Genomic DNA, 13,258 nt, shown 5'->3' on the forward strand with positions numbered 1-13,258 from the left:
CACAGCGCACCGGCTATCGGGTGCCCATCCAATTGCTGCCGAACGACAGGTTGCTGCTAAAAATCACCGTGTTGAACCAGAGAAGAAAAGGTGCACCGAGCAGGCAGATGAGGAAGATCAAAACCCCCATGAACCTCGAGAGTCCTGCTCCGTCTCGTGCCATCTTGAACCCGAGCACGATGCCACCGACGAGCAATCCCAGAAGAAGCCAGGGAATGCTGCACAGCAGGAAGAAATGTGGGTCTGAAAAGCAGCCTGTCATCTCAGCTCGATGTGGTAGCTGTCGAACGCGGATCTGTCGATTTTTTCATGTGCGGATGCTTCATTGCGGCAGCTTGATGTTGGATCCGTCGAGCTTGAGACCGCCCAGTTTCTTCAAGTTGGTTCCACCGGTTTTCTTGAATTCATGGACTTGGGTGTTGGACAGGTCCAGGGTCAAGGAAAAGACGGCCGAGCTCAGTTCCAGCTTGCCGATGCGGGCATCGTTCAAACGCACGGAGTTCGCCTCGAAGTTCTCCAGGAGCAGATGCTTCGCATGGGCGTACTGCAGGTCAAGCCGGGTGAACTTGCTCTTTCGGAAAACAAGGGACTCGGTGTGTGGGCCGCCGCCAATGTCCACGAGGATGTTGTCGCCAAGGACCGAGGTGTTCTCGATCAACACTTCCTGGGCATCGTTGCTTGCGAGATTGAAAACGAACTTTCCGCCGGATGTGGGAGGAGTGAACTGGCTGTCTCGCACGGTGAGGCGCTGGGCGCCTTTGACGATCGCCTCGACGCTGCCGCCGCGCACGCGTTCCATCAGGAGTTCTTCCTTGATGGTGGCGCCGGTCAAGCCGAGTGTGTCGATGACGGTGTCACGGATGATGAGCGATTGGATTGAACTCGCAACCATATTGAAACTGCCGCGCAACTTGCTGCGTTCGATCAAGACGGGCGCATGCACATTGGCCACCTCTCTGGGGTCGTGCTTGCTCGAAACGGTTTCGAACTCACAGTCTCGAATCGTCAACTTGGTGAGTCCGCTCAAGTCAAACCATTTGCCTTTGCATCTCACGAACTCTGCTTCTCCATAGCCACCCACTGCACCCCAGTGATTGCGGTTGCTGTCCGTTCCGACGAAGTTGCATTCGTCGAACACCAGGCGCTTGCTGTCCGAGTAGCCCATCACATAGGTTTCTCCACCAAAGGCACAGCGATGAAGCGTCACGTCCACCATGTCGCCAAAACCGTGGATGCCGACAAACTTGCAGTGCTCGAAAGTGCTCTTCTCGAGTCGATCGAGCTTGATTTCATAGGCGCCCGCAAAGTCGCAGTTGACGAATTTCACATGGCGCCAGACCAGTCCTTGAAGATTGAGTCCACTGAACTCCGCGCCCTCGATTGTCAGCAGCGCATCGCCCGTTTCACGGGTACGTAAAGCCGGATCCTGCAGATAGCGGTAGATCCTGCTGAAACTCTTGATGTTGGGTTTGCTGCTCATGGAGCATCCAGTCAAAGGGAAGAAAAGGGAGGCTGCTGCCAAGCCGAAGGTAGAAAGGAAGTCGCGTCGCTGCACGCACTGCCTATCGCACGGGGTTTTTGTTGACCCAGATGGCGGACTTCTTGTCGACATATCCTTTGCTTGCGAAGTTGTCGGACAAGAAATCCCAATCGGGCACTTCCCCACGCTCTCCCATTGGTCGGCCAAAGTGCCACACAGCGCTCCTCGGACGCGCAGGGTCCGACTTGTCCAGGCTGAACCCGCCCATGTTCACGTTGCCGTCGATGAGTGCGATGTCCATCGGAAACACCCACGGGTCTGCATGGAGCACGTCTTTGCCCCAGTTTTCGCCCGCGTCGGTGAGGCTGGGTTCTTTCAGCGTCACTTCACAGAAGGCCTGAACCAGTCGCTGGCGGAGCATCACGTATTCGGTGTTGGGATAGTTCTCGACCACCGATCGGGGACTCCACGCCATCGCCAAGGCGCTGTTGGAACTCGCAGTTGTGGCGTCCATCATCGACAGCAGCATCGCCCTGTCTTCGTCTTTGAAACTCAATGTGGTGCCGTTCAAGCGGGGCACGATGGGATGCCAGGTCTTGGTTTCCTCGCGAGATCCATCGGGACGCTTTTGGCTGTTTTTCTCGAACACCCACAACGTCACGCTCACCACACACCCCAGCTTGCGCACCTGCTCGCTCAAGACCAGCTCCAACTGACCGCTCTTGGCGAAGTACCCAGGCTTGAAGCGCAATGGCACGCGGATATTGCCTTTCTTGGGCAAGCCGCTCATCGCGTGCAGGTAGTCGAGTGCCACCGCCAGCCGAGGCTTCTCGTTGAAGCCCTTGCCCTTGAATTCGCCCTCGACATGACACCGATCGGTTTTCACCTGCCGGATATCACCCGTCGCGGGATCGAGCGCGGTCCCCGCGGGCGGGCGGCCGGTCCAGGCGCTGAGTTCGCCGTCCAGGTTTTGGTAGCCGATGGGCCCGCCGCAACTGGAGACGATCAGCGCCGTCACGGTGTTCGGTTTGACTGTTTGCGTGTTGTGGATGCCTGGGTCCTTGGCTTCTCGCACCTCGACACGCCAGCCATCCGACGCGTAGATGCCACGGGGGTCCCAACCGAGCTTGTAGACGCCCGAGCGATGGCTGTGCCCCGACAGATGCCAATCCACCTTGGGGTTGGGGCCGGTCTTCGCCTGATCCATCGGCTGAACGTATTGGGCCAGGTAGGTGGCCTGGTTTTTTTCGCAAGTGCCGACGTTGACGTGATTCAGCGCCGCCTTCATGCCCCAGACACCGGTGGCGCCGTCGCGGGGGTGGAAGAAGACCCGGTCCTTCTTCTTGGTCACGTTGCTGTAGGGCTCGGGTTCGTCGAAGCTCACGATGGTGAAATGCGTGGCGACGGTGAGCGTGCCTTCGCTCGCGGCCTTGTAGCTCCGGGCCTGCTTCAACAGCTTCAACTGGTTTTGGCTGAAGGATTCGGTGGCGCGTGGGAGTATTCCCGACCCTTGGCGGTCTACTCCCGCCTCGGCAACGCCCAGCAGGTTCTTGAAGTTTTCGTCGATGCCCCAGCCGAGCGCTGCAATCACCTGTCCGGCCTTGGTACCCAGCTTGTCGGTGCTCTCCGCGCCGTAGGCATACACCACGTCAGCAAGTGGTGTGAACAGCGCATAGAACCAGTCGAACTGGCCGCCGTCGAAGTTGTAGCCCGTCAATGCGTGACCGTAGGTGGGGCCATAGGCGAGACAGGCCTCGTAGATGGTCATGTTGTGGTCGCGGCTCATGCCTTCATTGGCCTTGCCGCGCGTCCAGGCGCTGGCCGCTTCGAACTGGGCGCGGTGGCGCTCCACGGCATCGGGCTGCGCAAGGGCTCGTTGTGTCCGTCGGGCCTCTGCCGGAACGTTGCCGTCGGGCCAGGACGTGCGGGCGTTCTCTTCCATGCGCTTGCGCGCGTCGCGGCGGTTGGGCGTCGTGGTCTCGAGCACCCCGAGCATGAACGCCCAGTTGTGCCGGTCCCCTGCCTCCACGCGTGCACTGATGCCGTAGGGCACCTGGTAGGCCTCGTGGTTGCCGCTGGTCATGATGATGGGCAATTGATACGCTGGATTGCGGTACATCTCACGCACCAGGCTGAAGACCATCATGTCGTCCAGGCCCCTCGGATAGAGGCGGCGGCCTTTGTCCTTGTCGAAAACGTTGCCCAGCAGGTTGAAGGCTTTCCACTGCTCGCCGATCCTGCCTGGGCCACCGGGTTCCGCCATGGGATTGAAGTTGCGGTTGTAGTCGATCAGGTCTCCCGTGAGCAGCACGACATCGACTTGGTTGCTGCCCGTGGCCATCGTCTCGAACAGCTTCTTGAGGGCCTCGAAGCTGTTGCAGACCTTGCTGCCGACCGGCCGGTTCCAAGCCGTGTCGGCCTCCTCGAGCACTTTGGCATCGCTGCGGCTCATGGCGTTCTGGCGCACGTTGATATGAACGTCGGAGAGATGCCCTAGCTTGAGCCGCGGCTTGGTCATGCGCTTGACGGGGTGCCAGCTCTTGAGGAGGGTGTCCAGTGCGGGCCTTTGTCCCGGCTTGCTCCAGCTGAACGGGACATCGGGTGGCGGCATGGCGAATTCGTGGAGCTTGTCGAAGTGCCAGGGGTCGCGCGCGGCCTGCTGTTGCAGGAAGCGTGCGATGGCAAGGTCCTGGGCTTCGGCGTACTTGACGCCTTTGAAGGCCTCGAGCTTCCGGTCTTCGGTGCCCAACCGGATCATCCAGGCGAGGCTTTTCATGGTGCCGGGCTTCTGCAGATCGGCGAAGGGCGGTGCCGACAAGTCGAGCTCGATTTCGTAGATGTCCTGCACCTTGGTGTAGATCTGGGCCGCTGCAGGGGCGATGGTGGCGAAGGGGCGGCCGTGCCGATCGTTGACGAGCGCCCCAGGTCCGAAAGAGCCGACAAGCCAGGCCTTGATGCAAGGTTTGGCGGCAGCACATGCCGTGCCATCGCCGAAAAGGGTGCCGGTTTTTGTCGAGCCCTCGGCCTGCTCAGACTCCTGTTTACTTGAAAGGTCGACCACACGCAGATGCTGGTCGACCAGCCTGTACATATCGACGGCCTCACCGGTCGGGATCGCTGCCTTGGCCTTGCCACGCATGCTCGAAGGCGCGGCGATGAAGATGCTGGCCTTGACCTGGTCAGGGGCCAGCAACAACGGCGAGCCCAGGCAGGGGAACAGGATGATGGCTTCTTCTTCGAGCAGCGGTGTTTCCGAGCAGTCGCAGACGCCGGGCTTGGGTTGGTAGGGCATGACGGATCGATCTGGGGTGAGGCGAATGAGTGAGATGTCGGCGTCAGGCGGCGGGCAGCGCGACCGAAAACAGCGTGGAAAAAGCATGAGCGGCATCGGGTGTGCCGCGTCGCGCCTGCAATGGCGCGAGAAAGCGAGACGCTTTCTGAGCCCACATGCGAGGCGCGGCATTCTGTTGTTGTTGCCACCACTCGGCCGGCTGCGCTTCGAAGACGTGGGCGAGCGTGCGCCCTGCGCCTCGCGCGTCGACAAGGCTTTCTGCAAGGCCCGGCAGGCGCGACAGTTCGGGATGCAGGCTCAGCGACTGCTGCAGCAAAGTGATCCAGTCCTCGAAATCGCTCAGGCCAAGTTGCTGCACGGCTTGCAGCTGATCGAGGGCGACCCACCGCTGCAAGGCAGGGGCGATGGGCTGGAACGCTTGTGATCCGAAACGCTCGTGCACATGGGCCAGGAGCGCGTCGGCCCGGTTGAGCGGAGCCATGGCGAGCAGCAGGTCCTTGTCCAGTCGCATGGGCGCGGTGCGTGCGGCGCTTTGGGGCGTGTATGGCTTGCTGCATCGAAGACCATGCGGATGGAATTCAGCGTCCCATCCTGTCCAGGTGAAAGCGCTCAAGAAGCCTTGCCGAACGTCATCGGGCCAGCGAATCACCATGTCGAAACCAATGCGCGGATCGAACCAGCGGAGCACGGCACCGACGGCCTCGTCGTCCTCGAGTGCAGGGTCCGGGAGGATCACGGCGTCGAGCCAGCTGCGAAGATGCGCGGCCAGCGTGACCGGCCGCAATGGCGAAGCCACGAGACTGAGGGCATGCACGGCACCTGCTCCGCGCGCGAGGTCGTGCAGCCATGGCGATGCATCCGTGGCTTCGGGCATGGATGGCAGTTCGACCAGCCAAGGTCCGACGCCGGCCGCAGCGGCTTCCGGCGTGTGAAGGAACAAAGGTGTCGCATCGAGTTGGTATCGCGCCACCAGACGCGCCACCCATCCGTCTTCCTGCCTGTTCTCATCGACCACCCCACATTGGCCGGCATTCACCAGTGCGTAGCAACGTTGACCGCTCTGGCGCGAGAGGCGGGCGAAAGTGCCAATGTCCTGCGCGATGGTCTGCGAAATCTCGTCCTCGAACGCCTCGCGTTCGTACGCTGGAATTTCCATCGGTGTCGGTCGTGTCAAACGCGGGGCGCCACGGGCGAGGCCTGACGTGCAGCGCGTGCCAGACACTCCCAGCACACGGTCTGTGCCGTGGGACCAGGCTTCTTGTCCGGCCCCGGTGTCCCATGCATCGCGGCATGCTCGATCCACGTGCCCAGCGTACCGTGCCGGATGCCGCCTTCGCTCCATTCGCTGAAGCTGGTGCCGCCGTTGATCGTGACCTTCTTCTTGGCGGTGATGTAGACCGTGTCTTCGGTGCTCACGATGTCGATGTCTTTCAAGGCAGTGGCCTCGATGGCGTCGCTTTGGGCTTCGATGCGGATGTCACCTTGCGAGGCAAAGGCCTTGATGCCGCTCTTGAGCGTGAAGATGCGCATGCCTTCCGCCACGCTGGCGAGGATGCGCTGGGCGGCGCTCAGGGAGGTGTGGCCGCCGCTGGTGAGCTGGATGTGTGTGCCGGTGTGCGCATGCAGGTGAGTGGTCGCCGTGGCTGCGATGTCTGCGGGACTGGCCAGCACGAGATGCGGTGCGGCCAGCTCGGGGAAGCGGCCTTCGGTCGATGGGCTGCCGTGACCCCGGAGGTCTTCGTTCTGCTGCTTGATGGCTTGCGCGACGGTGGACTGGTCGTCGTTGCTGTCTTGAGCTTCGGCTGTGCGGGCCGCTTCGGCCAGGCCTTCGATCTGGTCGCGTGCGCTCGTCAGGCGTTGGATGGTTTCGCCCATGTCTTTGGCGTGGCGGGCCGCATCGGGGCGGCCTTCGGTCGTGATGAGCATGCCGTCCTGCGCCCGAAGCACCCCATGGGCATCCGTCCTCAGCTCGAACCCCTCTCCCCTCGGGTCTTTCCTGCCTGCGTTGTCCTCGATGCGCGTGATCGCTCCCAGGCTCAGGCTTGAGCTCTGGTGATCACTCTTGAGTTGCACCTGGATTTTTTCGGCCGTGTCGTCCAGGATCAGGTGATTCGATCTGCCCGCTGCACTGTTCCCTCCACCTTCCGTCAGCTCCCGGCTCCTGAACCCGCTCAATGCACTCTGGCCAGGGAGTTGCCACGGCGGCAGGTTCACCTGGTTGTGCACTCTTCCCATGCAGATCGGCAGGTCCGCATCTCCTGCGATGAAGCTGACGATGACCTCCTGGCCAATGCGCGGAATCTGGATGCCCCCGAGCTGGTTGCCTGCCCAAGGTGAACTCACCCTTACCCAGCAGCTACTGTGCTGGTTCTTCTCTCCCAGCCGATCCCAGGGGAACTGCACCTTGATGCGCCCCAGCTCGTCGGTCCACAGGTTCTGCCCCTCGGGGCCCACCACCAGCGCCACCTGGGGGCCGACCATCGCGGGCCTGGGCTGTGTCGGTTCGGGGCGCAATGGTTCGGTCACCGGGTGCGCGGTGAAGTCGACCTGCACGCGCCACTGCTGCTTGCGGTCAGGATTGGCTTCTCGGTTCTGGCTGTCTTCAGCGACGTCTTCGATGAGGAAGCGGGTGTCCAGGATCAGGTACTCGGCATTGGCCGATTCCCTGGGGTGCTTCCTCAACTGGAAGGTGCACCCAGGCACCATGCCTCGAAGGTTGCCGCTGGCCTGGGCTCTGGCGCCGTGGGTGCGCAGTGCCTGCATGCGCAGCAGGGACAGCAGGCGACCTTCGCCGTGAGGGTCAGTGCTTGTATCTGTACCTGCATTGGGCTGGGCGTAGTGACTGCCTCCCGCTGCGGATGCATGCCACTGGTAGACCTCGCCCTCGGCCTGCCCCGTGGGGCGCGGGTCAGTTCGAGAAATACCCAGATCCGCCCTGGGGCGCGTGTAGTCGTAGTCCCGGGTGGCGTACTTCCCACTGGTGAGTTGATGCGCAGGCACAAAGCTGTGGATGTACTCGGCATCGATCTTCCAGCCTGGGGCGTGGTATTCCACCTGCTCGTACAGCGGATCGCCGGCTGCATAGGCCCCCATGGCATCCGAGAGCACCAGGCGGTGTTTGCCGTCCGAGTGCTCAAAGTGATAGCTGATGCCCCATTCCTGGCACAGGCGACAGAAGAAGGCGAAGTCGCTCTCGTTGAACTGGGTCTGGTAGTCGCGCACCGGGTAGTGCTCGATCAGGCGCTTGTCCACGGGGAAGGCATAGCCGGCGAGCAGCGCGTCCAGGATCTGCACGACGCTGAGGTTCTGGAAGATCCTGCAGTCGGTGCGCAGGGTGGCCATGTGCAGCCAGGGGCGAAGGGTGAGCTTGTACTGGACGTGGCGGCCTTCTTCGCCCCACAGGGCCGCGTCGGTGATCAGAGCGTTGATCTGGCGAGGAGGAGAGCCATCGAGTTCGATCTCGCAGCTGATCTCCCGGCCGATGAAGGCATCGAGGTCGAAGTCCGCGGCGATAGAGACGCCGGACAGACCCAGCACATCCGGGGTCTTGAGGAACAGCTCGTAGGCAAACAGGCCATTGAGCCCCTCATGCCCTGACAGCCGCACGGGCTCCAGTGCAGCCCGACCAAGAACAACAGGGATCGCAGCAGAAGAAACAGACAGCGTGCGCGGCATCGACAACGTCCTGGAGAGGAAAAGAGGTCGGCGCAGTCTGCAGGGACTGCGCAGCGCACACTGCGAACAATCGTCACCTCACGTGCTGCCCGTCAAAAAGGGCGGGGCAAGCGCGAAGAAGTTGACGCTGAAGGGCCGGCTCAGCCCAGCGCCGGATAGTCCGTATACCCCTTCACCCCACCCCCATACATCGTCGCCTTGTCCAGCTCATTCAACGGCGCGTTCTCGCGCAGTCGACGCACCAGGTCGGGGTTCGAGATGAAGGGCTTGCCGAAGGCCACGAGGTCGTCGCCTTCCTTCAGCGCTTCTTCGGCCAGCGGGCGGTCGTAGCCGTTGTTGACCATCCAGGCGGCCTTGCCACCGGCGGCGCGGTAGGCGGCCTTGAGGGCTTCGTAGTCGAAGGGGCGGTCGGCGATTTCGCGGGGGCCGCCGGTGGCGCCTTCGATGATGTGGATGTACGCCAGGTTCAGCGGAGCAAGCTGCTTCACGACGTAGGTGAACAGTGGCTGCGGGTCGCTGTCGTGCGCGTCGTTGGCGGGCGTGACGGGCGACAGGCGGATGCCGGTCTTGCCGCCGCCGACGGCGTCGACCACGGCGCGCGTGGACTCGAGCAGCAGGCGCGCGCGGTTCTCGATGGAACCGCCGTAGTCGTCGGTGCGCTTGTTGCTGCCGTCTTTCAGGAACTGGTCGAGCAGGTAGCCGTTGGCGCCGTGCAGTTCGACGCCGTCGAAGCCCGCGGTCTCGACGGCGCTGCGTGCAGCTACCGCAAAGGCGTGGACGATGCCGGGCAGCTCGGCTGCGTCGAGTGCGCGCGGCTCCGAGGTTTCGACAAAAGTGGGCACGCCGTCCTTGATGAGCACGGTCTTGGTCTTGGCGGTGATGGCCGAGGGCGCGACGGGCTTGCCGCCACCGGGTTGCAGTTCGGTGTGCGAGACGCGACCCACGTGCCACAGCTGCACGACGATCTTGCCGCCCTGGGCGTGCACGGCGTGGGTCACACGCTTCCAGGCGTCGAGCTGTTCGGTGCCGTAGAGGCCGGGCACGTCGGCGTAGCCCTGGCCCTGGTGGCTGATGGCGGTGGCTTCGGTGATGAGCAGGCCGGCACTGGCGCGCTGGGCGTAGTAGGTGGCGGCGATGTCGGGCGGGATCGCATTGGGCGAGCGGTTGCGCGTGAGCGGCGCCATCACGATGCGGTTGGCGAGCTGCAGGTCGCCGGCCTGGACGGGGTCGAAGAGGGTGGACATCGTGAAACGGAGGGCAAAGTTGAAACAGGCCCGAGGCTAAGCCGCCCGTCTCAACCCTGCTGTCGCACGGTTGTCCCGATTGGTGCTAAGGAAGCGGCCGCGCCAGCAACGCCGGGTTCACGCGCACGGGCAGCGCCAGCAGGATCTGTCCCATGCCCTTGCCGAGCGGATCGTTGCGCAGCGAGGCCATGCCGCCGCCACCGAGCGCCTGTTCGCAGACGAAGTTGAAGGCATGGATGCCGGGGACCTCGTGGCGCGTGACGGGGCCCTGCACGAGGTGCGCGAGCCATGCGGCCACGCGCGCCTCGGTGAGTTGCGCGCGCAAGAGCGGCAGCAAGTCGGGATGGCGCGCGATGACGCCGATGTTCGAGGTGTCGCCCTTGTCGCCGCTGCGGGCCCACGCGAGGCGGATCAGCGGGACTTCGATAGCGTCGTCGCCGGGCGTGGCGAGGGGCAGGGCGTCGGTGCTGCGCGCAGCCGGCGAGGTGTCGGGGAATGCCACGGTGGGCGGCACATCGATGGCTTGCCCATCGACGCGCACCTGCGGGCTCACACGCGCCTTGTCGAGCAGGAACGCGTACTGCCGGATCGACGGCGACACCGAGGCGCGTCCGCCGCCCGCACCGGTGGTGCCGGGTGACCACGAGGTGCCGGCGGGTGCGACCTCGCGCGCGAAGAGCTCCAGCGCGTCCTTGCGCGGATGCGTCACCGCGAGCCGCAGCACGGCCTCGCGGATCTGCTGCGCCTGTGGCTGCGCATGCGGACCGTAGCAGGACTCTGCACCGAGCACTTCGAGCTGCGTGCCGCTGTAGGGCCCGATGCCCTGTTGTGCGAAGAGGGCGCCGGTGCGCGCAAGGATCGCCTCGCCCGTGCGCCGCGCCTTGGCCACCGCCTCGAAGCCGACGATCGTGAGTTGCGCCGCGGTCTTGAAGCCGTCGACATACGTGGCGCAGACCTTGTAGCTGCCGGTGGGGGCGCGGCCACGCGTGCCGTGCACGCGCACGCGGTGCTCACCAGCCTGTTCGATGCGCACCTGCGTGAAGTCGGCCACCACGTCGGGCAGCAGGTAGGCCGCGGGGTCACCGATTTCGTAGAGCATCTGCTCGCCAACGACAGCGGGCGTGAGCTTGCCGCCGGTGCCCGCGGGCTTGGTGACGACGAAACTGCCGTCGGCGCTGCATTCGACAATCGGGTAGCCGATGTTCGGCCAGTCGGGCACGGTGTCCCAGTCGGTGTGCAGGCCGCCGGTGGCCTGGCAGCCGCACTCGATGATGTGGCCCGCGAGGCTGCCCGCAGCCAGGCGGTCGAAGTCGCCGGGCTGCCATTGGAATTCGTGCATCAACACACCGAGCGTGACGGCCGAATCGACGCAGCGGCCGGTGATGACGACCTGTGCGCCCGCGTCGAGCGCGGCCTGGATCGGGCGCGCGCCCAGGTAGGCGTTGGCGCTGAGCACGCGCTCGGGCAGCGGCGCGCCGCTTTGCAGTTCGCGCACGGGCGGTTGCGACAGGCGCAGTTCGGGCAGCAGCGGCGACACGTCGTCGCCGCTGACCACGGCGATCTTCAGCGTGACGCCTTGCTCGGCGGCCAGTGCGGCGAGCGCATCGGCGCAGCCTTGCGGATTGACGCCGCCCGCATTGCTCACGACGCGGATGCCTTGTTCCACAACGTCTTTCAGCACAGCCGTCATGGCGACCGCAACGAAGTCGGTCGCGTAGCCCAGCTCGGGCTTCTTGAGCCGCGCACCCGCGAGGATCGACATGGTGAGTTCGGCGAGGTAGTCGAACACGAGGTAGTCGATCTGCCCGCTGGCCACGAGCTGCGGCGCGCCGACGCTGCTGTCGCCCCAGAAGCCGGAGGCGCCGCCGATGCGCACGACGCGTGGGTTGGTGGTGTTGCTGCTGCTGTTCATCGTCCACTCCATTGCGGCTTGCGCTTCTCGCGGAAGGCGAGTTGTCCTTCGGCCGCATCTTCGGTGAGCGCGAACAGGCCGATCTGGCTTTCGGTGAAGGCCATCGATTCTTCGAAGGCCATGGCCTCGATCTTCTTCATGGTGTACAGGCCGCGGCGGATGGCGGCGGGCGACTTGTCGAGCAGGCGGCCGAGCAGCCAGTCGACGCTGTCGTCGACGTCGTCGCTCACGCGGTTGACGAGCTTCAGTTCGAGCGCCTGCGCGGCGTCGATCGGTTCGCCGGTGATGCACATCTCGGCCAGCACGCGGCGCGGCAAGAGGCCGCCGAGCACGCTGAGCACCTGCGCGGGAAACACACCGACCTTGACCTCGGGCAGGCCGAACACGGCCTGGCGGCTGGCCACCGCCATGTCGCACATCGCCATGAGGCCCATGCCGCCCGCCATGCACGCGCCGTTGATGCGCGCAATCAACGGCACGGTCGACTGCCGGGCCTGGCGAAAGAGGTTGGCCATGCCCTGGTAGGGCGCGGCGTAGTCGAACTTGAACGAGGTGCCGCTCTGCAGATCGGCGCCCGCGCAGAAGGCGCGCGTGCCGGCGCCGGTGAGGACCACGGCGCGCACGGCGGTGTCGCGGTCGGCGCGGGCCAGCGCATCCGACAGGCCATCGAGCACGGCCGCGTTGATGGCGTTGCGGCGCTCCTGGCGGTCGATGGTGAGCCACATGACGGGCCCGCGCATCTCCTCGCGCAGTTCGACGGGAGAGGGCGAAGAAGAAGGGGGAGGTGATTCGGACATGGCGCGGCTTCCTGGTGACGGATGCTCGAGCGTCGCCCGAAAAAAAAGCCGCGGCATGCGGCTTGTGGCTGCGGTGACCCGGGTTTTCCCTTGAGTGGCCCGGATCGCCGCTGGCGTCGCCTTCTGCGCGCTTTGGCTTACTTCAGCAGGCCTTCGGCCTTCATTGCTTCCTGAACGGCGGGGCGGGCGCCAACGCGCGCGTGCCAGGCCAGGACGTTGGTGAAGCTGGCGATGTTGAGGCCGGTGAGCTTGGCCCAGTTGGTGACGGTGAACAGGTAGCCGTCGGCCACGCTGAAATGCTCGCCCATCAGGTACTGCTTGTTGGCGAGTTCGGTGTCGAGCCACTGGAAGCGGGAGGTGAGCCGGTCCTTGGCGATGGTCTTGGCTTCTTCGGGCATGGCCGGGTTGAACAGCGGGCTGAAGCCCTTGTGCATCTCGGTGCCGATGAAGGTCAGCCATTCCTGCAGGCGGTAGCGCGGCATCGTGCCGTTGGCGGGCGCGAGGTTCTTGGTGGGGGCCAGGTCGGCAATGTACTGAACGATGGCCGGGCCTTCGCGCAGGCGGGTGCCGTCGTCGAGTTCGAGCATCGGCACGTAGCCCAGCGGGTTGATGCCGTAGTAGTCGGTGCCGTCCTGCAGCTTGTGGCTCTTGGTGCTGGCCAGCACGGGCTCGAAGGCAATGCCGGCTTCGTGCAGCGCGATGTGGGGGGAGAGCGAGCAGGCGCCGGGCGAGTAGTACAGCTTCATTCGAAAAAACTCCAATGGATAGAAGGGAAAGATCTGTGTGACCGCAGGGAATGCTAGCGGGTTTGGCTGCGTCGCGTTTTTGTCCTACGGCGGCTTGCGCGCGCCGACTATC

General features: G+C 64.2%; 9 protein-coding genes. All 9 read right to left on the reverse strand.

Annotation, left to right across the window (positions count from 1 at the left end):
- Positions 1 to 13: 13 nt before the first annotated feature.
- The 9 genes from CLU95_RS15185 to gstA all read right to left on the reverse strand — a co-directional run bounded on the left by CLU95_RS15185 (position 14) and on the right by gstA (position 13,146).
- Positions 14 to 262: a hypothetical protein gene (locus tag CLU95_RS15185; RefSeq protein WP_099794278.1), complete on the reverse strand. Its 249-nt coding sequence runs from the start codon at positions 260 to 262 to the stop codon at positions 14 to 16.
- Between the two features lie 60 nt (positions 263 to 322).
- Complete coding sequence (locus CLU95_RS15190) at positions 323 to 1,480, reverse strand: hypothetical protein (RefSeq protein ID WP_143606003.1); 1,158 nt, start codon at positions 1,478 to 1,480, stop codon at positions 323 to 325.
- Between the two features lie 82 nt (positions 1,481 to 1,562).
- On the reverse strand, positions 1,563 to 4,772 hold the full coding sequence (locus tag CLU95_RS15195) for a metallophosphoesterase (RefSeq protein ID WP_180288612.1): 3,210 nt from the start codon (positions 4,770 to 4,772) through the stop codon (positions 1,563 to 1,565).
- A 43-nt stretch (positions 4,773 to 4,815) separates the two neighbouring features.
- A complete protein-coding gene (locus CLU95_RS15200) occupies positions 4,816 to 5,928 on the reverse strand; it encodes a DUF4123 domain-containing protein (RefSeq protein ID WP_180288613.1) in 1,113 nt (370 codons plus the stop codon).
- Positions 5,929 to 5,942: 14 nt separating this feature from the next.
- Positions 5,943 to 8,447: a type VI secretion system Vgr family protein gene (locus CLU95_RS15205; RefSeq protein WP_099794282.1), complete on the reverse strand. Its 2,505-nt coding sequence runs from the start codon at positions 8,445 to 8,447 to the stop codon at positions 5,943 to 5,945.
- 140 nt (positions 8,448 to 8,587) lie between these two features.
- Entirely contained in the window at positions 8,588 to 9,691 is a 1,104-nt protein-coding gene (locus CLU95_RS15210) for an alkene reductase (RefSeq protein ID WP_099794283.1), read from the reverse strand.
- An 85-nt stretch (positions 9,692 to 9,776) separates the two neighbouring features.
- Complete coding sequence (locus tag CLU95_RS15215; RefSeq protein ID WP_099794284.1) at positions 9,777 to 11,603, reverse strand: acyclic terpene utilization AtuA family protein; 1,827 nt, start codon at positions 11,601 to 11,603, stop codon at positions 9,777 to 9,779.
- Positions 11,600 to 12,400, reverse strand: a complete 801-nt coding sequence (locus tag CLU95_RS15220; protein ID WP_099794285.1) for an enoyl-CoA hydratase/isomerase family protein — start codon at positions 12,398 to 12,400, stop codon at positions 11,600 to 11,602. Before CLU95_RS15220 ends, CLU95_RS15215 begins: the two co-directional genes overlap by 4 nt.
- Before the next feature lie 137 nt (positions 12,401 to 12,537).
- A complete protein-coding gene (gene gstA, locus CLU95_RS15225; protein WP_099794286.1) occupies positions 12,538 to 13,146 on the reverse strand; it encodes a glutathione transferase GstA in 609 nt (202 codons plus the stop codon).
- Positions 13,147 to 13,258: the final 112 nt, after the last annotated feature.

Origin of the sequence: Variovorax sp. 54 (genome assembly GCF_002754375.1) — a bacterium.
Lineage (GTDB): Bacteria > Pseudomonadota > Gammaproteobacteria > Burkholderiales > Burkholderiaceae_C > Variovorax.

Bases quoted from the DNA above. Each gene is read 5' to 3' on its own strand.
- CLU95_RS15195 (WP_180288612.1), bottom strand. From the start codon at position 4,772: ATGCCCTACCAACCCAAGCCCGGCGTCTGCGACTGCTCGGAAACACCG.
- CLU95_RS15200 (WP_180288613.1), bottom strand. From the start codon at position 5,928: ATGGAAATTCCAGCGTACGAACGCGAGGCGTTCGAGGACGAGATTTCG.
- gstA (WP_099794286.1), bottom strand. From the start codon at position 13,146: ATGAAGCTGTACTACTCGCCCGGCGCCTGCTCGCTCTCCCCCCACATC.
- CLU95_RS15205 (WP_099794282.1), bottom strand. From the start codon at position 8,447: ATGCCGCGCACGCTGTCTGTTTCTTCTGCTGCGATCCCTGTTGTTCTT.
- CLU95_RS15220 (WP_099794285.1), bottom strand. From the start codon at position 12,400: ATGTCCGAATCACCTCCCCCTTCTTCTTCGCCCTCTCCCGTCGAACTG.
- CLU95_RS15210 (WP_099794283.1), bottom strand. From the start codon at position 9,691: ATGTCCACCCTCTTCGACCCCGTCCAGGCCGGCGACCTGCAGCTCGCC.
- CLU95_RS15215 (WP_099794284.1), bottom strand. From the start codon at position 11,603: ATGAACAGCAGCAGCAACACCACCAACCCACGCGTCGTGCGCATCGGC.
- CLU95_RS15185 (WP_099794278.1), bottom strand. From the start codon at position 262: ATGACAGGCTGCTTTTCAGACCCACATTTCTTCCTGCTGTGCAGCATT.
- CLU95_RS15190 (WP_143606003.1), bottom strand. From the start codon at position 1,480: ATGAGCAGCAAACCCAACATCAAGAGTTTCAGCAGGATCTACCGCTAT.